Consider the following 19,608-nt stretch of genomic DNA (forward strand, 5'->3'; position numbering starts at 1 on the left):
ATATGATTTATAACAGAAGAGAATACATTAATAGAAAGAAGATTGATCAAAAATGACCAATCCTTTGAGCTTATCCATTAAAGCTAATGGTTTTTATTTTAAAAAAGATCTATCTTACCATTTAAAACCAGTCGAATGGAATTCACCAAAATTACGCCTCATCCTGATTTAGACGAATTTATTGAGTGTTATTGGATGATGTACAGTGACAACACACTGCCAATAGTTGAGAAAATCATACCCGATGGTTTTACAGAGATTATTTTTAATTATAGAGACATTTATGAATCTAAAATTAATGAAGAATGGAATCTGCAATCGCCAAATTTATTAGCGGGGCAACTCAGAACTTTTTTTTACCTTCAAAACACAGGTACTACAGGCTCTATAGCCATTAAATTAAAACCCGCAGCATTAACCCAGTTGTTTGGTTTGAGTATGGATCAGTATGTGGATAAAATTGTCGACCTGGATTCCTTTCCACACGTAGCACTTAAACAATTAAAAGAAAAGATATTGGCAATATGCAATAATGGGGAGAATAAAAAAGAGTCGATTATTAAAAAAGTTTTAGACGATTACTTTACCATACTTATTCATACTGCTTTAGTAAATCCAATAAAAAAACCGCTTGAACTTATCTTGAATTCAAATGGAATGGCTAATGTTGCTGAAATGGCCGCATCGGCCGGAATTGGCGAACGGCAACTAGAACGCTTATTTAAAAAATATATTGGCCTTTCTCCAAAATACTATGCCCGGATTATACGGTTCAATCATATTTTTCAATTGATCAAATCAAAAAAAAATTCCTGGGCAAACATTGTTTACCTGGCCGGATATTACGATCAATCGCATTTTATTCGCAATTTCAAATCCTTTACCGGCGAAGATCCCTCATCCTACTTTTTCGAGGAAAAAAATATGGCAAACTTCTTTTTGAAAAAATAACTAAATAGGTCGGATTTGTACAATATTGAAAAGTTAAGCAACCTTATTTTTGATTAAAAAAAATGAAAGCTAAAAAACTAATCTTTATGATTTCCATGTTATTAGTAGTGAATGCTGCCATTGCACAGGACCATAACAAACAGAAATTTAAAAAACTGGAATGGCTAACTGGAAAATGGGCACGAACCAATGCAAAAGCAGGGCAATCCGGTTATGAAACCTGGGAAAGGGTTTCTGATTTAAAGTTGAGCGGCAAAGGTGTTACTTTAAAAGGTAAAGAGGTCATTTTTATTGAAAACCTGGAATTCATAGTTATGGACAGTGATATTTTTTACAAAGTGACCCTTGCTGAAGATGAGAAACCTGTTTATTTTAAATTAACTGCATTAAACAAAAATGGCTTTACCTGTGAAAACCCAGAACATGACTTTCCTAAAAAAATAACCTATATCCGAAACGGCAATCATATAAAGGCGGTGATTTCAGGTAATGGAAAAAGTGTTGATTATATTTTTATTCGGGAAAAAGCAAAATAAGAGCCGCTGTACTGAATACTTTGAACGCTGACATATATGGGATACCAATTTGACGTAAAAAACTACCGACAATTTATTTTAGATAAAAAATAAGACTGTCCCTTTTCAAACAGGCTTATTTTCCTTACACAAAGATATCTTAAGCAACTGCCGGTTGGTGCCTAACGCCTGATGCGTCCCTCGGCGTCACGGAAATTACCGGGATCGGTTATTGGTTCATTAATGAGATCAGGCAGTAGCAAATATTCATCCGGACTATTGCCTACCCGGGCAACACGTATGGCCGCGTGAGTGATTACTTGTTTGATTTCAGACATGTTGTCTATCTTTTTGATTGTAAATAGAATGGCAGCCAGGCTAATGTAAAAAAGCCGCCTCAACAAGCTTGAGACGGCCCAATCTTAATTTAATGCAATGTATTATTTTGCGATGTCTTACAACACGGAACTGTTCGTGAATTTTACTTTGAAAGGCCATTGGTCATCATTGGCTTCGTTTTCATCCCATGGATGTGGTGCATAGGTAGTCGGGGCTCCAGTCACTACATACCATAATTTTACTGTACCAGCTGGCACGGTAAAGCTGCTAGTAGCGTTGTTGGTCCACATGCCGCTATACCTGCGTTCTCCTGTATTTAAAATCGCAACATATCCATGGCGCCAACCTGCTCTTGCCGGATTTGCTACATGATTATACCCAGGCGCATTAACCATACCCGTAAAAACGGTCGACACAACTGTGCCTGCGGCCGGAACGGTTAAAGGGATAACATTGTAACCGGTAGTACCCGGGGCATGATCGTATGCTACCTGGTAGCTTCCGTCAGTCAGCATTGTGTAATTCCAAGTTTGGGCGCCATGGTAATTGGTCCCGTAAGACCGGAGTGAAGGGATATCCCAGGTAACAAATCTTACCGCCTGATCATATATTTCTCCATTAAAAGTAGCCACATTAATACCATTGAGCCTCATGTATGCTTGAATAGGATCTTCCGGTTGGCGAGACTCGCGCCATAATTTTCCGATAAAATCGCGCCCTCTTTTAAATTCCCAATAGTAGAGGATAAAGTAACTGGCATAACGGTACCATTCATGGTGAACATGGCGATGGTAGTTATCCTTATAAACAGTAAAGTCATATGCGGTAAAAACCGTCGACGGATAGCTCTGGAATCCCTGGAAATTTGCAGTTTGCTCCCAAAAGCCGTTACCGCCATTACCGCCAAATCCATACCGGAACCCGCCAACACCCTGATCAGCAAAAACCTGGTATTGGAAACAATGGCCGATCTCATGACCGATTACATGACCAACCGGCTGCATGGTAGCCGGGCTAACCCACAGGGCACCAATAACATTATCATAGCCAGCACCGGTAGCCAGCCATTCCGTTTGATAATTTATAAAGATCATCATCTTATATTTACTTAGCTTGGATGTAGCTAAATTAGCAAAACCTAATTCAGTTATATTTAACTGAAAAAAGCCTTCTGCTTTGGTCAGCAGATCAGTAATGTTTACCCGGTATGTGGCTGGCACGGCAGTTGAATTTGGGTCGTTAGTGCCATAGCCTTTTGCCCAGAAAACAATAAAGTGATCGGAAGAGCGGGATCTTGACCAACTCCATGTGCTAGCCGAATTATTAAAATCATTTGAGCTTAGTTCCTGTGGAATATAAACATCCGGCGCAGCAGCTGCAACCGCGGCTGTTTTAGCCTGCTTTTGTGGGTTGGTTAACCGAGCGGGCTGAATGGAGTTAAATTCATCTTTACAGCCTGATAACGATACAATGATCAGGAATAATAAAATTTGTTTCTTCATTTTAGTTTCTGTTTGATTAGGTTTATAAATTGATTAAATTTTATCACAGAACAAACTCATCTTCGGGTAGTTAATTCCCTCAGAAGTCAAAAGGCTGTTCGTGAAAAATATTTTTATAATGGGTTAATACTTAAAACATCAGATATTACAATACATTTCTATATTCAGAACAAAAGCGTTGAAGCGTGAGGCCACTAGATTCTCGTTAACTACAGTATTGAATGTTTAAATCTACAAAACAAAAGACGGTCATTCTGATCGAATATTACCAATAAGCGGCAAAATATTGATATATTGTTAGTTAAGCTCCCCCGGCTGTTTACCTTTACTAGAGAAACACCGGTCCGGGGAGGTGTATTGAGGCGCACAGAATAAAACTGGCTACATACAGCTACCAGTAATTATTTTGACCAATATGCCCCCAAAATAGCTATACGGCGTCAGTTAACCTGTAGTTTGTGCAGATGCAAGAATAAATTTTACCAGACGCTATCTCGGGTAAAGCTGTACTTAAAGGTATTTATTGAATCCTTTAAATAATTTTTTGTGACTATCGTTCACCTAATCGATTGAATGCGATCAGGTATTACGACGATAGCTGCTTGGGTTTTGTCCACAATGTTTCTTGAAAAATTTACTGAATACGAACTGGTCACTAAAGTTCAATGATTCAGCGATATGCGCGATCGGCAACCCGGACTCATTTAATAGTACCTTTGCCTCGGTAATGAGCATTTCATCGATCAGTTCTCCTGCGGTTTTTCCCGTAAGCCCACGCGTAGCAGTGGTTAGGTATTTTGGAGTGATATTTAGCATGTCAGCGTAGGCCTGTACACTTCTTTCCTCTTTAAATTTCTTCATAACAAGCTTAAGGAACTGATGTACGACATATTCCTTTCGGCTGCCAGATACCACGTATGGCTGAACCTCTGATTGATACAGTGCACCAATCTCGAAAATAATAGCCGAAAAAAGGTGTCGCAAAATATCCTCCGCATAAAACTTATTCGCTCTCGTGTCCTTCATCTTTAGCGCTAGTACGGAGAGTTGCCCCTTGAACAAGTCAACCTGATCTTCGCTAAGCCTGGACACCGGGCTAATGATACCAGTAAGGTAATCATAAGCCTCTGCGGTCTTTGAGGGGATGGCTGAGTTCAATAAGTAGTCATTTGAGAAGAGTAGATTGGTCGCTTTACAATCTGGGGTAACCGTACCAAAGTGACGGATAGTATTGGTTGTAAACAGTACAAGATCATTTTTTCTTAACGTATATTCTAGCAGATTGATCTTTACATTGACCTCTCCCTCAGTGATCAGGTGAATCGAATTATGATCGGCACGATATGGTGAGATTGAGGATGTGTCCATTTCTTTTGAATCGGTATCAAAAACGTACAGCCCCTTAAATTTGGTATTAATATCCATTCGGGACCTTAGCAGATCAAGGGTCAGTTCCTCAATACGTTTTTTCTTATTTTTCATAATACCGATAAAACTATGAACCAGGCGTTTTTCCTGTTTGCAGCAGGTTGACATAAGATAACAATAATTTAGCATATCATCTGAAATACTACATCAATATGGAAAGGAAATCTGAACATATTTCGGCCGTATCTGGCTATGTTTCTAAACATTCACAGTCCCTAGATTTGTATTGTAAACAAAATCTATTTAGTCAAAATTAGAAATATGACACAGCAAATCAATTACAGCAATGAACTTTCCGGAAAGATCGCCCTTGTAACAGGTGGAACCAAAGGTACCGGTAAAGCAATAGCAGAACGTTTAAAGGCAGCTGGTGCAACAGTGATCATTACGGCGAGGAACAGATCCGAACAACCAGATCCGGATCTTTATTTTGTTTCTGCAGACCTGAGCAGATCAGAAGATGCGCAAAAAGTAATTAGCGAGGTACTGTCAACCTATGGCAGGCTGGATATCCTGGTAAACAACCTTGGCAGTTCAACCACGCCAGCCGGTGGATTTTCATCATTGAGTAATGAAGATTGGATATCTACCTTGCAAGCTAATCTACTTGCCCCAGTAAGACTTGACAAGGGATTTTTACCACAGATGATCGATCGTAAAGATGGTGTTATCATTCACATTGCTTCCATCCAGGGCAAATTGCCACTTTACGATTCCACATTGCCCTACGCAGCTTCAAAAGCAGCCCTGATTAATTACAGTAAAAGTTTATCAAATGAGGTTACGCCAAAAGGTGTACGTGTGCTAACTGTTTCCCCCGGATGGATAAATACTACAGCATCGGAAGCCTGGCTGGGTGAAATTGCCAGAAATTCAAATAGCACCATAGAGCAGGCTCAGCAAAGTGTAATGGATGCACTGGGAGGGATACCTTTCGGCAGGCCGGCCCAACCAGAGGAAGTGGCCGAATTGGTTGGCTTTCTGGTCTCGCCAAGAGCCAATTACTTAACAGGGACAAACTTCGTCATTGATGGCGGAACGGTACCGACTATTTAACAACTTAATCATATAATCATGGAATTACCACAAGTAGTATCTCGTTTCATAGAAACGCAGCACAATTACGATAGCAAGGCTTTCGCGGATTGTTTCACCGAGTCTGCCATCGTTCATGACGAGGGGAAAACCCATAATGGCAAACAAGAAATCCATCAATGGATTCAACATGCAATGGATGCCTATAAATCTGAGCTGGAACCGCTCAACTTCGAGCAGACTGGTTTAAGCGGTATACTGACAGCAAATGTTTCGGGCACCTTTCCGGGAAGTCCGGTAAAGCTGAATTTCAATTTTGGCTTTAAGGACAACCTTATCGATTCCCTAAAGGTAACCGAATAATATTGGGTATATATAGGGTACGGTGACACAACAACAGAAAACCGTCTATCTCCGATACGGCGGTTTTCTTTAACCATGCTATTATTGGGTAAATGTTGTAATTATTAACTATTAAAAAGGTTTAGTTTTAACTTTTCCCGTTCTATTTCTGCAATCAGTTCTTCTTCCGTAGGTAGATAAGGCATGTATTTAGTTGCAAAGAGTCTCGGATTATCGTTGATCACGGAATACTTAACTACTGTTTCACTTTTTTCTGTACAAAGAATAATACCTATTGTTGGATTATCTCCTTCTGGTTTCTTTAGGTCATCAAACATCCGTCTATACATATCCATTTGCCCCACATGCTGATGGGTAAGTTTCCCAGCTTTTAAATCAATTAGCACGAAACATTTAAGCAAATAATTATAAAACACCAAATCAATATAAAAATGGTCTATCTCTGTACTGATTCGAAATTGCCTGCCAATAAAAGAGAATCCTTTTCCCAGTTCAAGTAAAAACTGTTGTAAATTCTCTATTAATGCTGTTTCAATTTCCGACTCATTTGCAGTTGCGGGTTGCGCTATATTTAGAAACTCAAAGATGTAGGGGTCTTTAATAAAATCTTCAGGTATTTGTGTTTCTAATATTTTACTATCTACCTGATTTATAGCCTTATCATTCGAAGATAAAAGCCTGTGGTAGTAGAAAGTGTTAATATTACGTTCCAGCGTTCGAACACTCCAATTCTGTTCTGCAGCTTCGTTTAAATAAAATCCTCTTGCAGCCTCATTTTCAACCCTCATTATTAACCGATTATGGCTCCATGTCAATTTGCTACACAGTGTGTAGCAAATCTCATTATCACGGTAGGTGAGGTAAAATTGGCGAAAATTACGCAAGTTGGAGTATGAAAAACCTTTCCCAAATTCAGTTGTCAAAGCTTTGGAAAGTTCTTTCAAAATACCTTCACCATAAACAGCTCTTTCTTCACCATGCTGTTCTTGCTCAACAATACGTTTTCCGATCAGCCAATATGCCTCCACCATTGCCGCGTTCACAGCTGTGTAAGCTTTTTGTCTGGCTGCAGCTAATATACCTCTGATTTCTTCGATATAATTGGTCATACTTCAAATTTAAAGAAAACAATCGATGAGTCGTTAATATTGAAAAAGAATCCAAACTGTATAATGAAACTTATGCCGGTGAGATAATTGATTGGAGTATTGACCCACATGAAGAAATTACAGCAACAAAAGAAGATAACCGAAGCTACCTTAAACGCTGATGATAAACCAAATTAAATAATTAAGATTTTTCTTTTTGTTTTGAGATATTATTTCTAAATTGCTTATGCGAATTACTAATTAATATCATCATTCACTTAAACACAGAGCTAAAATCAATTAAATTTCTTTAACAATATTCCTGGTCGAGTGGTAGCCCCACATTTTCAATTTCTCTGTGAAGAGTTATTTGGTAGTTCGCAGCGACCAGGATACTTTATTTTACGGTTATGCGAACTACCAAAAGTAAAAACCCAAACACACAGCTCCCTGCTCAGGTTGCAGCTGAATCAGCCAACACTAATGTATTACCTGCCATTTGTGCGGTAAAGGCAACCTTACATCATATTGATGGTAATATTTCTGAAATCATGATGACTTTGCCTCGCTATACCGGATGGGCAGAATTTTTAGAAGACGGGCAAAATTCCATCCGGGAATACGTTTATCAGCTCACCAGGCATTGGATTAAAATAAGTCATTTCTTTATAGAAACCGGAGCCATCACCACCAATGGAACAATAGCTTCTTATTTTTCGCCACGCAGGTTCGATATCCCCTTGGACAAATTTTATAAACCGATGACGCCCGGCGCCTGGGTATTAGCCAATCAGCACCCGCATCATCCAAAATACAACCAAAAAGGATCAAGCAAAAATTTATCAGCATTAATCGCCATTGCAAACAACAGAAACGATGTCGTTTATCATCAAATAGAACCCAATACCATTCATTGCGGTATTCCATTCAAAAGTAAATCGGCCTACTTCGAAAAAGGTGATATTCCTATTGGGCTTTTTCAAAAGAACGGAACCGAATATATAGTGATTTACAGTTATGTTGCAGATGGGAGTGGAAGTTTTGAGTGAGTAAAATAAATATACAAATTAAGCCCTTGCGGAGGTTAGGGCTTAATATTGACTAAAAGGGGATACCGATGTGATAGGTCAAATTTGGATAAGCCTCTCGCTCATTCAGAAGTTGGTTGCTGATTATGTATAAAGCAGTATAGCAAAAGCTAGAAAAATAAAAACCGCATAATTACTATTTTCTACATATGAAAATTTTAAATAAATAAATTTTACGTATTAATAATACTGCAAGTTTTCAACATTAAAAGAGTGGTTATTAAAATGTATAAGTTAATCTTTATATTTGGTTTCCATTTTATTACAATGATTTACATTGATTTGCGTCAACTGATCAAAATTTAAACAAAAAAAACATGAAAACGGAAGGAGCAGAAGGATTTTTGTTCTGGTTGCTCGATTGAACAGAACATTTAGACCAAATCGAGAAGGGTTTTAAAAGTGGCTTGTCCAAAATCTAAGTTGCTAGAAAGGAGGACGCAATAATGAATGAAGAAATCATATACAAAGATGGAAAAGCTTATAAGGTGATTTATACTAGATACATTACCCGAAAAGGGAAACGTATCTATCATCCAAAAGGCGGAGTATTCCGTTTCGAGGTGGCTTTATAGGCCAAATTAAACTGGACATTTAATTTGAAAGATTGGTCGGCGCTTGGTCAGTGCTGGCCTTTTCTTTTTAAATACAACACCTTTTGGATGATAATGTTTTAAATTGCTCTAACAACTTCTATTTTATATCCATTCTCAGATGGAAAAATGTCTTCTATAAATATTCTTATATCAATCAATTTATCGTAGAAAAAATTCGTGCCTTTGACTTCCATTGTTTGCTGGTTGAAATAGCAAGGAATGGAATAAAATTTAGCTATGTGGGTAAACTCCTTCATTAATTGGTTGACAAATCTAATTTAAAAATAATTAAAAAATGAATAAAAACTGTTAAATAAAATTAAATGACAATCCATCTTATGAAAGCGACAGTAAACTATCTAACTGAATAACTTGAATTTACCGAATTAGTTTTTCTCATTTCACCAATCCCGCTTTCAAAACTCAATAAATTAATTATCGCAATAATCATTTTACTAAAGTTCCAAATCAATAGGAATAAAAAAAACCTATCTGTTCGTAGAGTTAAGCACAGCGACTCCACGGATTATGGCATAGTGTTGAGTTTCTAAACTCAACTTGGTTTCTCCGATATTCGCAGTCTCCTTACGCTCAACCCTACGGACAGAATGGTAATATATTTCGGCTACTTCTGTTGAACTCACGCAAAAAAAACCTGGTATAACAAAGTGAATATCCAACTTAATTGTGTTGAGGGAATAGCAAAAAAAAATATACACTTAGATTATTGAGGACATAAGTTCAATATGATGCATAATAGAAGCCTTCTTCAATGCACCTAACTGCGGGTTGTGTCCAGATGCATGGAAAGAGCGCAATATTTCTAAACCAACTGATTGAAGAGGTCTTACAGAAGGGGAATGAACCAGAAGATCTATCGCCTCTACCACCTTCTCAGCTGCTAGTCCAGATACACCTGCATTTACTGTAGAGGAGAAATGTATTACCTCGAGGCCGTTTTCAGTATTTACGGTTATATGTATAGTAACTACACGCACTTGACCTCCTCCTGGCATGAAGTAATCGCCTATTGTAACGTAATCTCCACAACCTGCTAAGCCAGCAATTCTCCATGTATCAAATATTGAATCAAAGGCGCTTGCAACAGGGTAGTTCAAATTTTTATCTTGTCTTTGAAATCCATCATATAATAATACATGATCATTATGAAATGCGAAAACGTTTTTAGTGCTTTGAGTGGTTTTGTTACCGTCAAAAATAAGATACCGAACTGGATTCTGCCGTAACTCAGCTTGAATTGCCGGCAGATCATTTCTCACAGGATTGCTTCTGAAGATAACTGCTTTACTAAGATTTGGGTTCGAATTTATGAATAATTGGAAATCGGTTAAACTGAATCTTCCATCGATCAAAAATCCAACGATTACGTTTAATTGATTGGTTAGCTTATCATCAATCAGAGACTGAATTTCATCCATTGATTTTCTACTCCCTTGTGGATGATACGGGTTGATGATCAAAATGACTGGAAAATTTCTTTGACAAATTTGACTGTACAAGCTGCGTTTTGGCAGATTTACTGGTTCAATAATTGGAATTGTATTGTTAAATACATGGTTGGGTAATTCAATTATTGCTTCTAGCTCAAATTGTTTACCTCTTAAAAAAGGAAAATACATACGAACGTTAATTTGGTCTACACCAATGTAAGTATTTTCTCTTTTATATCATTACAATTTTTTTTTGAAAAATTTACGCCCAGCATTAACGACCGCAAAGATGGAGGGCATTGCATCATCGTTTCAAACTGGTGATCTGAAGGTCTTCTCGCCTTTAGGGATTCAGCAAAAATTCTACGAGAAATTGTTAAATCCAGTTTTTGATACCAGTTAATGCAATACCTATGTATGAGAGCAGTTCCCATTCTAGGCATTGGTCCTTCATACTTATTATAAGCGATCATAAGTTCTGATTGACGTAATGTAAGAGAGGAAACAGTTGGATCAAACAATTCGACATTTGATTCAGCTGGTTTGTAGCTCTTGATAATACCTTTGTCATCTAAATACATTATACCTACATTTTCGGGTAAAAAAGCTTCCAAAGATGGAATCGCTTTATAGTGAGTTACCACGTTCAGTTGATCGTATATTTTCGAAAATGATGCTACTTGATTCGGAAGTCTTTCAAAATTGTCTAGCTCAGTTTTAATTTCATATGCTACCGTAGAACCATTTATGATTATTACATCAGCAATGCAAGAATGCGAATTAACCTCTTTGAGCATCGTTGCAGAATTATCATTATGATATTTTAACAGTAACTGATTGGCGATCTCATTTTTATAAATGTATTCACATCTATAGAATTTTTTTAAATAGTTATAAGTATCAGACAGGCCATCCAGTAAACTCCATGGTTTGAGAGGATCATATAAATTGCTTTGCTTCAAAAGGTTCTTAAGTTGCAACTCATACTCTTGACTAGTTATTTTCTTCAAAAGAGAGGGTCCAAATATCTGTGCCAATGCATTATGATATCTTCCACTTGAAACATGAGAATTGCATTTTATCATATTAGAGAAACGCTGTAACTAGTAAAAATCGCACGCATTTGATTAATTGACTGCAAATATATAAAATACCACAGGGATAATGAGCTAAAAAGACTATATAACTAAAATATAAAACTTAGTAAACATTGGTAAGAAAGATACAAATTGTAAACTGTTAACCCAATTACCGCTTGCCCCAATTTTGATGGGAAAATTGGACGCTCATAAAAAACCAAAGCCTGCGGAATAATGAGATATTCCTGTGAAACATCCGCATGGTAATTATCTATACCTCAAAGATTGTACATCTATAATTTAGCATTCACTCTATGATCGCACAATTTTATTTTCTTACCTTGCGTCTAAAAAAAGACAATGGGTTATTATAAAGATTTGGAATATGAATTTGTCGAAAGAACAATGTCACTGATCGAACAGTATGAAAGTATTTAGCATAAATTTGCTTTTAATGAGCAGTACAATTATACTTTACTAATTAATTGCCTTACCAGGCTTATTGTTCTTCCAAAGGAAAAAACGATAGATGCTATTCCTAATGAAAGGTTATTATCAAAAATAAAACAGGATATGGGATTAAATGCCGTGCTCATCAATCCGGATTTTACCTATATTAAAGAATTGATTATTGCGCTTCGCCATTTGGCAGCCCACTTTATGATTAAAGTCGAATCGCATTCTGAAGAGTTGTTGATCAATGAGATCATCTTTTATGATGAAGAGAAGGGTGCGGGATATGAGGTTGCCAGATTCCAAGCGAATGAGTTATTGCCATTTTTAAGATATTACTCAAATTGGCTATTAAGTAATTTAAAAGCCAAAGCTCAGCATACAAAAGTCCAATAACAACCTCTATCCTTACCCCAAAAATAAATTATCGCTCATGAAGGTTACAAGCATTAAAGAAATCATTGAAGAAGTACTAGCTTTTGAAGTTCAAAAGATTGGCAAGTTTAAATATAAAATGGAGCATCGGCCCAGTATCGGTGACCAATATGAAGCAGCATTATTGAATAGCATTGATGCCACTCTCCCACCGGATTCTGATTTAAGGGTTGTAACAGGCTTTATAGGTAATAAGGATTTTAAATTGTCTGGTCAGATCGACTGCATGTTGGTAAAGGGTGAAGGAGAAAAAGTGCCCGGCTCGAAGGAGCAGCACGTTTATTCTGTATCTGATGTCCTCATGATCTTTGAAATTAAAAAGAGATTTTTTACAAATGATCTTAGAGAAGCCTATAGTCATTTGAAAGAAATTCAGGAATTTGATAGAAATGTTAATGGTCTGGATAGCTCTTGTTGGTTGGAGTTTAGAAAAATTTTTTCAATATCCACTAGAATATGGCTTAACAGTTATGAAGATGCATCGAAATTAGATCTACAAAATGAATTTATATTTCACGAGCTGTTAACTCAATTTAACAATCCAACGCGCGTAGTTTTCGGTTATTATGGATTAAAAAATGAAAAGTCCCTGAGAAATAAATTATATGCTTTCCTTCAAAAGAATATTGGAGTCAAAGGATTCGGACCTTTTAGCTTACCGGATATGATTATATCAAATGATTCATGTATCGTTAAACTCAACGGACAACCTCATATTCCATTAATTGAAAATGATAATTTTGTTTTTATGGCATCATCAACTGGAGAAAACTTAGCCATTCTAGCAGAAATGATTGCTGCCAAAATTTCCAGGTTTTATCCGGTTGATTACCATGGAACCAGTCCAGCAGATGTGATGCAGCCTTTTCTTTCAGCAAAACTTGCGATAGACAATGGCGATCCTATAGGCTGGCACTATATAACACATGATTATATTGGTGCAATCGATAGTTAAGCCGTGCTCAGATGAAAAGCCTAATACTAGATGAGTTTATTTTTGAAATTCTCCCATAGACTGATATCGCTGCCTGAGTATCGAGCTACAGGAAATAAAAATCGTCATTAAGTATTAGTCATTTGCCTATTCCTTTTTTAGTTATTTAACAGACTAAAAGCTTACTATAAAATAAAAAACAGATTAAGCATTTTAAAAAACACTCAATCTGCTTGAGTACCCAAGAGGAGATTCGAACTCCCACACCCATACAGGCGCCAGCCCCTCAAGCTGGTGCGTCTACCAATTTCGCCACCTGGGTATTTACTACTTAATCATTCCCTAAGGCGTCCACCATCCCGATAGCTATCGGGATCGCCACCTGGGTATTTACTACTTAATCATTCCCGAAGGTGTCTACCATCCCGATAGCTATCGGGATTGCCCCCTAGGTTTATGATGCAAATATAGTTTAATTTTAGAGTTTGGAAATAGCAATTTTACAATTCTATTTTCAAGCCATCGTAAGCCAGTCTGATATTAGCAGGGAGACCTTTCTCTACCTCTTCGTGCAAGCCTAAATTATGACTGATATGTGTTAAGTAAGTGGTTTCTGCACCGATTTTTTCAGCAAATGCAATCGCTTCATCCAATGTAAAATGAGAAATATGTGGCTCCTTTTGCAAGGCATTGATGACTAATATTTTAGAACCCTTTATTTTTTCAAAAGAATGATCGGGAATGGTTTTAGCATCTGTAATATACGTGAAATCACCAATCCGATAGCCCGTAATAGGTAGCAGATGATGCATCACCTCGAAAGGAATAATGGTATTTGCTCCTATTTCGAAGTTTTCCCCATTATTTACAGTGTGTAAGTTGATCTGTGGTAAACCAAAATATTTAGTGTCGGCAAAAATATAATAAAATTCCCGTTTCAATGCCGTTTGTACCCGTTCGGTAGCATAAACATCGATCACCTTTTGGCGCAAATAATTAAACGGCCGTATGTCATCCAGCCCTGCAATATGATCTTTATGTTCATGGGTAAAAAGTACCGCATCTAAATCCTTTACCTTTTCACGCAGTAGCTGATACCGAAAATCAGGACCACTATCCACTACAAGAATTTTGTCGGCAAGCTCTACCAGTATTGAAGTTCTCAAACGATTGTTACGCCTATCATCAGACTGGCAAACCTCGCAATTACAAGAAATCACCGGAACACCTTGAGAAGTACCGGTACCTAAAAAAGTAACCTTCATCCTTTTAAACTTTCCTTTTTAAATGCGTAATCCAAGTAGTTTATAACCATCAAAATAATTTAGTTTGTTGTAACGAATGAAAGAACTGACGCTGTTTTTCATCAAGCATATTCTCATCTGGATTGGTTTGCTTCACCAGGTCTACCAAAGCAGCAATTTTACCTTCCAAACTGGAAAACTTATTAACGACGATAATTTTGTTGTGCTCCAACAAACAAGAACCTGTTTTAAAATTTCCTTTTTCGTACCTAACCTTAAAACCCATGGCTAAAAGCAGTAGTTCCAATTTCTCCAAAGTATGATTTGTTAAAGGCAACGACATTAGAACAAACTTAGAGAAATCTGCGCAGCATTCATAAATACCGTTTAAAAAAATGAAGATTAGTTTTACTAAAAGAAATATTAAGGCTAAAATATTTTCACAGCCTACACCTATCAACAACAGGTAAATACAAAAGGTTCAGCCGTTTCCAGCTGAACCTTTTGTATCAAGATATGATATAATTAGAAAATGCGGTTAAAAAGTCCTTTCACATTACCAGAACCACCACTACCTGTTGTGGTGATATGCCCCATATTTCCATTTCCATCATAACCACTTCCTTTGTTGTTGTTGGATTTGCAATTGGTAACGGTATGTGTAACATTTTGTCCGGCACTACCCAATTTAAAACCATTCCCATCGCCGTTAGAACCATAACCGTTATTGGAAGCGGTGCAATTGTTAATTACCACTGTAGAAGGCTGTCCGTATAAATCCCAACCATCATCAGAATTGTGATAAGCATTGCATGAATTGAAACTATTACCTGCACCTGCAGATAATTTACAGGCATATCCATCTGCGTTTTCACCACCGTTGGCAACATCATAGTTATCATAAGAAGTAGAATTGTTAATGCTGTTGTGGTGGCCGCCATTGTAAATTTGAAGCCCTGAATCTTTATTGCCATAAGTGGTTACGTTATTTACATAATTGTAACCTCCAGTTTGGAAAACGATACCACAGTCTGGTGCATTTCTGATGGTCATGTTAGTGATGTTCCAGTAGCTTCCGTTCACTTTAACGCCCCAGTTCGCACCAGATACATTAGAACAATCCAGTATACCACCCGTGAAATTAATTTTTGAACCTGATTTACCACTTTTAAGTAGCTGAAGCGTACTGGTTAAATAAATAGTACCACTAACTGTAATTACGTCTCCTGGTTGTGCATTAGAAATGGCAGATTTTAAGGCCGCTTCTGTAGTTACGGTTGCACTTACCGCAGCGGCAGCATTTGTAGCTAATTTGTTTGACTGAACAATAGATTGACCATTTTCAACTTCAGCAATGGAAGCGTTGTCTTTTTTGCATCCCAGCATAGCAATAGCCATCCCGAGTACGAGAATACCTGATTTTTTTTTCATGATTAGATTTATATTTGGTTAATATTAATAGTGAAATTAATCATAAGAATACAATATAGTATCTAAAGAAATGTTTTTCTATGCAAACGTTCCCGTACTTTAAATGACTTACTAAAAATACAGTACTATTAAATCATAATTTTTAGAGATTTAAGGTGAGATCTTAAATTTGAAAACAAAAAAAGCCCGGACTGAAGCAGCCGGGCCATTAATAAATATTTTATAATGATTAATTTATCTTAAATCAACCACTTCAACACCTGGATATTTTTTAGCATCGAAAGCGAAAGTTGTTTCAGGAACCTTTACATTCGGTGAAAAAGTTTTCACATTGTAAGTGTATTTATTCCCATTTTTATCAAATAACACTACGTTTGCAATTTGTTTTGCCGCCTTATCAATACTTAAACGAACCTTGAAGATCGCTTTTTTTGCATCAACAGGCGTTAAGTCTATCATCTGATAAGTTTTAGCGCCAACCTTTTGCTCTCCGGTATAAATGTATTTAAATCCTTTTTCATAAACAGTGAAGATTTTTGCAGGATTAATTCCCTCGCCGCTATTGTCTACATTACTAACCTGAACCTCTTTGTCCTTTTTCAGATATGTCCATTGGCTTTTACCATCACTAAATAATTCCTGATTCGTCATGGCCACTTTGTACTTATTTGAATTGGCTTTAACGTATAATGTACCTTGTTGTGTTTCTTTAACTTTGGCCTTTGGATTATCTAAAGTGAAAGAAAAATCGGTTTTAACAACATCATATGATTTATATTTTTTACTTACCTCTGCTAAAATTGCTTTAGCCTTTGCATCAGTTTGAGCATAGGTTGACGTTGTAAAAGCAACAACAACCATTACTGCTGAAATTAATTTCTTCATCTCGTGTTTTTTAAATTTATTTGAAAGGTTAGAATAGATTTTTGCCTTTTGGTTTAATCTAGTCTTTGCTCTTCATATCATTCAAGAATTGTTCCAAAGAATATTCATCAGGATACAAAACTTCACGGGCTTTACTTCCTTCAAACGGACCAACAATACCGGCAGCCTCCAGCTGATCTATAATTCTACCTGCACGGTTATAACCCAACTTCAATTTCCGCTGGATAAGGGATGTAGAACCTTGCTGATGCATTACAATTAGTCGTGCAGCATCTTCAAAGTGTTTATCTCTTTCATTAGGATCGAAATCTGCCTTACTTCCTTCACCAGCTTCATCAATGTATTCTGGTAATTGATAAGCATCAGCATAGCCACGTTGATTACCGATAAATTCAGAAATGCGATCCACCTCTGGTGTATCGACAAATGCACACTGTAGCCTGATCAAGTCGCTTCCGGTTGATAAAAGCATATCTCCCCTACCAATCAATTGATCGGCACCTCCACTATCTAAAATGGTACGCGAATCAATTTTAGATAAAACCCTGAAGGCTAGCCTGGCCGGGAAGTTGGCTTTAATTGTACCCGTAATAATATTAACAGAAGGACGCTGAGTGGCCAAAACAAGGTGAATTCCAATCGCTCTCGCCAGCTGTGCCAAACGGGCAATCGGCGCTTCTACCTCTTTACCAGCCGTCATCATTAAATCGGCAAATTCATCTACTACCAATACAATAAATGGTAAAAACCGATGGCCATTATTTGGGTTAAGTTTTCGCTTAATAAATTTATCATTGTATTCCTTCAAATTCCTTACCTGAGCATCTTTCAACAAATCATAACGTTGATCCATCTCAATACAAAGCGAGTTTAAGGTATTAACAACTTTTTTAGTATCCGTAATAATGGCATCGGCCTCACCCGGAAGCTTAGCCAAAAAGTGTCGCTCAATTCTGTTGAACAGCGTTAACTCTACCTTTTTAGGGTCAACCAATACAAACTTTAATTGCGCAGGGTGTTTTTTGAATAACAGGGAGACTAAGATAGCATTGATACCAACCGATTTACCTTGACCAGTTGCCCCTGCAACCAATAAATGGGGCATTTTGGCCAAGTCGGCGATAAATACTTCGTTGCTGATGGTTTTCCCTAAAGCAATTGGAAGATCCATGGTATTGGAAGTCCATTTTTCGGTATTTAAAATGCTTCTCATCGGCACCATTTCAGGGTGTTGGTTGGGAACTTCGATACCGATTGTTCCTTTCCCTGGCATTGGAGCAATAATCCTGATTCCGAGCGCTGCTAATGAAAGCGCGATATCATCTTCTAAGTTTTTGATCTTTGAAATTCGAACTCCTGGTGCAGGGATAATCTCATAAAGTGTTACCGTTGGACCGATAGTCGCTTTAATCTTATCAATTTCAATATTATAGTGATTGAGGGTTTCTACAATTTTATTTTTATTCGCTTCCAGTTCTTCTGCATTAACTGAAATTTTATTGGTACCGTAGTTCTCTAATAAATCTACTGTTGGATATCGATAACCAGACAGGTCTAATTTTTCGTCGTAATTGCCAAATTGCTCCACTAAATCGTCTGACTTTTTCTCTTCTTCCGTTTTTTCTATGGTGAAGGTAGGCTCGTTTTCTTCTTCGATAATCGGCTCTACAGTAAGTGGCATAGCCGCTGATGCAGAAACAGCCATGGGTAAATTAGTAGCCATTGGCGATAAAACCACCGGAGCAGTTGATGGCTCTTCGACCTCTGGCTGCTCAAATCTGTTTGGCTGTAACACTACGTTCTGCTGTTTTCTTTCCTTTACTGCAAGTGGCTTTTCGCGAACAGGAAATTCAATCGGGGAAGAGCTTTCGTTTTCTGTTTCTCTTTTATTAGCGAATTGTTCTCTCACCTCGTTAACGAAATCTGGTGTTTCATTATCCAGGTAAACTTCCTTTTCTTTACGTTCAGGAAATTTAAAATCGATGTTGTAAGCGATAATCAGGATGGTTAAACCAGCAAAAGCAATAAAACCGGCTACGCCTGCCGCACCTATCTGAGCCGCTAACAATTTATTACTCCAGTAACCAAACTCGCCCTCAACATAATGTGGAGATTCTGTCCAGAAACTATGAGCAAAGCCAAAGGTTAAAGAAATAAACAATAAAAAGAAGAAGCTGTAACCGAGTGTTTTTGAAATCGAAAGAATTTTAACTTTAAATAATAAGCGGTAGCCAATAATAAAAAATGCTAAAACAAATAGAAAAGATGCAACGCCAAACCATTCGTAAATAAATTGATGCGATAATAACGCACCAAATTTACCCAACCAGTTTTGCACAACAGGTGTAGTTACGCCAGCATCTTTTAATTCTTCTGATGTTTTAAATAAGTTGCCCCAGCCACCATTGGCATCAATTACATAACTCTGATCATCTTGCCAGGTAAATAAGTAGGAGGTAAAAGCAATTAAGAAATAAAGTGAAAGAATAACGAAAAACAATCCCACAATTTTTATTGCACGGCCATCCTGCAAATCGAAATTTGGCAAGTAATCTCTTTTTTCTTTTGGCTGGCGATTAAAAGATGGCCTGCCGGATGCATTCTCAGCACCTTTATCTCTGAATGTATTGGTTTTAAATTGGTTTCCCCTTACCGCCATTTTCTATCCTAATATTGATTAACGAACAAATATAAAATATATAGTTGTATCTATCGTGATTTTAAATCCACAGGAAATTAAATAAAAGATTAATTACCACTTAAACCTTGCACAAAAAATCCTGTCTATTAT

18 protein-coding genes, 1 tRNA gene and 1 pseudogene are annotated in these 19,608 nt (G+C 37.2%); 8 read left to right on the top strand and 12 right to left on the bottom strand.

Translation table 11 applies throughout. The features are described 5' to 3' along the window. The first annotated feature begins 135 nt into the window (after positions 1–135). Together SOM16_RS16360 and SOM16_RS16365 are read left to right on the top strand one after the other, a co-directional pair. Positions 136–951, top strand: coding sequence for a helix-turn-helix domain-containing protein (locus SOM16_RS16360; protein WP_320465071.1), 816 nt, complete (start codon positions 136–138; stop codon positions 949–951). Between the two features lie 62 nt (positions 952–1,013). After that, entirely contained in the window at positions 1,014–1,487 is a 474-nt protein-coding gene (locus tag SOM16_RS16365; protein ID WP_320465072.1) for a DUF6265 family protein, read from the top strand. Positions 1,488–1,648: 161 nt separating this feature from the next. Here SOM16_RS16365 and SOM16_RS23260 read toward each other — a convergent pair whose 3' ends face one another. From SOM16_RS23260 to SOM16_RS16375, 3 genes are all read right to left on the bottom strand, one after another. Beyond that, complete coding sequence (locus tag SOM16_RS23260) at positions 1,649–1,804, bottom strand: LodA/GoxA family CTQ-dependent oxidase (RefSeq protein ID WP_414692269.1); 156 nt, start codon at positions 1,802–1,804, stop codon at positions 1,649–1,651. Between the two features lie 117 nt (positions 1,805–1,921). Beyond that, a complete protein-coding gene (locus SOM16_RS16370; protein ID WP_320465073.1) occupies positions 1,922–3,307 on the bottom strand; it encodes a DUF6055 domain-containing protein in 1,386 nt (461 codons plus the stop codon). 579 nt (positions 3,308–3,886) lie between these two features. Further along, a complete protein-coding gene (locus tag SOM16_RS16375) occupies positions 3,887–4,789 on the bottom strand; it encodes an AraC family transcriptional regulator (RefSeq protein WP_320465074.1) in 903 nt (300 codons plus the stop codon). Positions 4,790–4,996: 207 nt separating this feature from the next. Here SOM16_RS16375 and SOM16_RS16380 point away from each other — a divergent pair, with 207 nt between their 5' ends. Both SOM16_RS16380 and SOM16_RS16385 read left to right on the top strand, forming a co-directional pair. Beyond that, complete coding sequence (locus SOM16_RS16380; protein ID WP_320465075.1) at positions 4,997–5,791, top strand: SDR family oxidoreductase; 795 nt, start codon at positions 4,997–4,999, stop codon at positions 5,789–5,791. A gap of 18 nt (positions 5,792–5,809) precedes the next feature. Continuing rightward, the gene (locus SOM16_RS16385) at positions 5,810–6,133 is read left to right on the top strand and encodes a nuclear transport factor 2 family protein (RefSeq protein ID WP_320465076.1); all 324 of its coding nucleotides are present in this window, start codon (positions 5,810–5,812) and stop codon (positions 6,131–6,133) included. A 104-nt stretch (positions 6,134–6,237) separates the two neighbouring features. Here the strand turns inward: SOM16_RS16385 and SOM16_RS16390 are convergent, their stop codons facing one another. Beyond that, positions 6,238–7,242: a PDDEXK nuclease domain-containing protein gene (locus SOM16_RS16390; protein ID WP_320465077.1), complete on the bottom strand. Its 1,005-nt coding sequence runs from the start codon at positions 7,240–7,242 to the stop codon at positions 6,238–6,240. Positions 7,243–7,631: 389 nt separating this feature from the next. Here SOM16_RS16390 and SOM16_RS16395 point away from each other — a divergent pair, with 389 nt between their 5' ends. Together SOM16_RS16395 and SOM16_RS16400 are read left to right on the top strand one after the other, a co-directional pair. Continuing rightward, positions 7,632–8,270, top strand: coding sequence for a hypothetical protein (locus tag SOM16_RS16395; RefSeq protein WP_320465078.1), 639 nt, complete (start codon positions 7,632–7,634; stop codon positions 8,268–8,270). Positions 8,271–8,755: 485 nt separating this feature from the next. After that, positions 8,756–8,884 carry a hypothetical protein gene (locus tag SOM16_RS16400; protein WP_320465079.1) on the top strand — a complete coding sequence of 43 codons (129 nt, stop codon included), beginning with the start codon at positions 8,756–8,758 and terminating at the stop codon, positions 8,882–8,884. A 740-nt stretch (positions 8,885–9,624) separates the two neighbouring features. Here SOM16_RS16400 and SOM16_RS16405 read toward each other — a convergent pair. Together SOM16_RS16405 and SOM16_RS16410 are read right to left on the bottom strand one after the other, a co-directional pair. Next, positions 9,625–10,545, bottom strand: coding sequence for a sce7725 family protein (locus SOM16_RS16405; RefSeq protein ID WP_320465080.1), 921 nt, complete (start codon positions 10,543–10,545; stop codon positions 9,625–9,627). A gap of 17 nt (positions 10,546–10,562) precedes the next feature. Continuing rightward, entirely contained in the window at positions 10,563–11,393 is an 831-nt protein-coding gene (locus tag SOM16_RS16410; RefSeq protein ID WP_320465081.1) for a sce7726 family protein, read from the bottom strand. Positions 11,394–11,900: 507 nt separating this feature from the next. On the opposite strand from SOM16_RS16410, the pseudogene SOM16_RS16415 reads away from it, so the two are divergent. Together SOM16_RS16415 and SOM16_RS16420 are read left to right on the top strand one after the other, a co-directional pair. Then, a pseudogene (locus SOM16_RS16415) lies at positions 11,901–12,284 on the top strand (HEPN family nuclease); the annotation flags it as partial. Positions 12,285–12,321: 37 nt separating this feature from the next. Then, positions 12,322–13,278, top strand: coding sequence for a DUF6602 domain-containing protein (locus SOM16_RS16420; RefSeq protein WP_320465082.1), 957 nt, complete (start codon positions 12,322–12,324; stop codon positions 13,276–13,278). A 217-nt stretch (positions 13,279–13,495) separates the two neighbouring features. Here the strand turns inward: SOM16_RS16420 and SOM16_RS16425 are convergent. The 6 genes from SOM16_RS16425 to SOM16_RS16450 all read right to left on the bottom strand — a co-directional run bounded on the left by SOM16_RS16425 (position 13,496) and on the right by SOM16_RS16450 (position 19,476). Further along, positions 13,496–13,579, bottom strand: a tRNA-Leu gene (locus tag SOM16_RS16425). A gap of 178 nt (positions 13,580–13,757) precedes the next feature. Continuing rightward, entirely contained in the window at positions 13,758–14,522 is a 765-nt protein-coding gene (locus SOM16_RS16430; protein ID WP_320465083.1) for an MBL fold metallo-hydrolase, read from the bottom strand. 49 nt (positions 14,523–14,571) lie between these two features. Then, the gene (locus SOM16_RS16435) at positions 14,572–14,844 is read right to left on the bottom strand and encodes a hypothetical protein (RefSeq protein ID WP_320465084.1); all 273 of its coding nucleotides are present in this window, start codon (positions 14,842–14,844) and stop codon (positions 14,572–14,574) included. 182 nt (positions 14,845–15,026) lie between these two features. Then, the gene (locus SOM16_RS16440; protein WP_320465085.1) at positions 15,027–15,932 is read right to left on the bottom strand and encodes a right-handed parallel beta-helix repeat-containing protein; all 906 of its coding nucleotides are present in this window, start codon (positions 15,930–15,932) and stop codon (positions 15,027–15,029) included. A 234-nt stretch (positions 15,933–16,166) separates the two neighbouring features. Beyond that, positions 16,167–16,817: an outer membrane lipoprotein carrier protein LolA gene (locus SOM16_RS16445; protein ID WP_320465086.1), complete on the bottom strand. Its 651-nt coding sequence runs from the start codon at positions 16,815–16,817 to the stop codon at positions 16,167–16,169. Between the two features lie 58 nt (positions 16,818–16,875). Beyond that, on the bottom strand, positions 16,876–19,476 hold the full coding sequence (locus tag SOM16_RS16450) for a DNA translocase FtsK (RefSeq protein WP_320465087.1): 2,601 nt from the start codon (positions 19,474–19,476) through the stop codon (positions 16,876–16,878). Positions 19,477–19,608: the final 132 nt, after the last annotated feature.

The organism is Pedobacter sp. CFBP9032 (assembly GCF_034045265.1).
In the GTDB taxonomy this organism is placed as follows: Bacteria; Bacteroidota; Bacteroidia; order Sphingobacteriales; family Sphingobacteriaceae; genus Pedobacter.

What these genes read in the sequence shown, in the direction of transcription:
- SOM16_RS16360 (WP_320465071.1), top strand. Translation starts at nt 136, where the DNA reads ATGGAATTCACCAAAATTACGCCTCATCCTGATTTAGACGAATTTATT.
- SOM16_RS16365 (WP_320465072.1), top strand. Translation starts at nt 1,014, where the DNA reads ATGAAAGCTAAAAAACTAATCTTTATGATTTCCATGTTATTAGTAGTG.
- SOM16_RS23260 (WP_414692269.1), bottom strand. Translation starts at nt 1,804, where the DNA reads ATGTCTGAAATCAAACAAGTAATCACTCACGCGGCCATACGTGTTGCC.
- SOM16_RS16370 (WP_320465073.1), bottom strand. Translation starts at nt 3,307, where the DNA reads ATGAAGAAACAAATTTTATTATTCCTGATCATTGTATCGTTATCAGGC.
- SOM16_RS16375 (WP_320465074.1), bottom strand. Translation starts at nt 4,789, where the DNA reads ATGAAAAATAAGAAAAAACGTATTGAGGAACTGACCCTTGATCTGCTA.
- SOM16_RS16380 (WP_320465075.1), top strand. Translation starts at nt 4,997, where the DNA reads ATGACACAGCAAATCAATTACAGCAATGAACTTTCCGGAAAGATCGCC.
- SOM16_RS16385 (WP_320465076.1), top strand. Translation starts at nt 5,810, where the DNA reads ATGGAATTACCACAAGTAGTATCTCGTTTCATAGAAACGCAGCACAAT.
- SOM16_RS16390 (WP_320465077.1), bottom strand. Translation starts at nt 7,242, where the DNA reads ATGACCAATTATATCGAAGAAATCAGAGGTATATTAGCTGCAGCCAGA.
- SOM16_RS16395 (WP_320465078.1), top strand. Translation starts at nt 7,632, where the DNA reads ATGCGAACTACCAAAAGTAAAAACCCAAACACACAGCTCCCTGCTCAG.
- SOM16_RS16400 (WP_320465079.1), top strand. Translation starts at nt 8,756, where the DNA reads ATGAATGAAGAAATCATATACAAAGATGGAAAAGCTTATAAGGTGATT.
- SOM16_RS16405 (WP_320465080.1), bottom strand. Translation starts at nt 10,545, where the DNA reads ATGTATTTTCCTTTTTTAAGAGGTAAACAATTTGAGCTAGAAGCAATA.
- SOM16_RS16420 (WP_320465082.1), top strand. Translation starts at nt 12,322, where the DNA reads ATGAAGGTTACAAGCATTAAAGAAATCATTGAAGAAGTACTAGCTTTT.
- SOM16_RS16430 (WP_320465083.1), bottom strand. Translation starts at nt 14,522, where the DNA reads ATGAAGGTTACTTTTTTAGGTACCGGTACTTCTCAAGGTGTTCCGGTG.
- SOM16_RS16435 (WP_320465084.1), bottom strand. Translation starts at nt 14,844, where the DNA reads ATGTCGTTGCCTTTAACAAATCATACTTTGGAGAAATTGGAACTACTG.
- SOM16_RS16440 (WP_320465085.1), bottom strand. Translation starts at nt 15,932, where the DNA reads ATGAAAAAAAAATCAGGTATTCTCGTACTCGGGATGGCTATTGCTATG.
- SOM16_RS16445 (WP_320465086.1), bottom strand. Translation starts at nt 16,817, where the DNA reads ATGAAGAAATTAATTTCAGCAGTAATGGTTGTTGTTGCTTTTACAACG.
- SOM16_RS16450 (WP_320465087.1), bottom strand. Translation starts at nt 19,476, where the DNA reads ATGGCGGTAAGGGGAAACCAATTTAAAACCAATACATTCAGAGATAAA.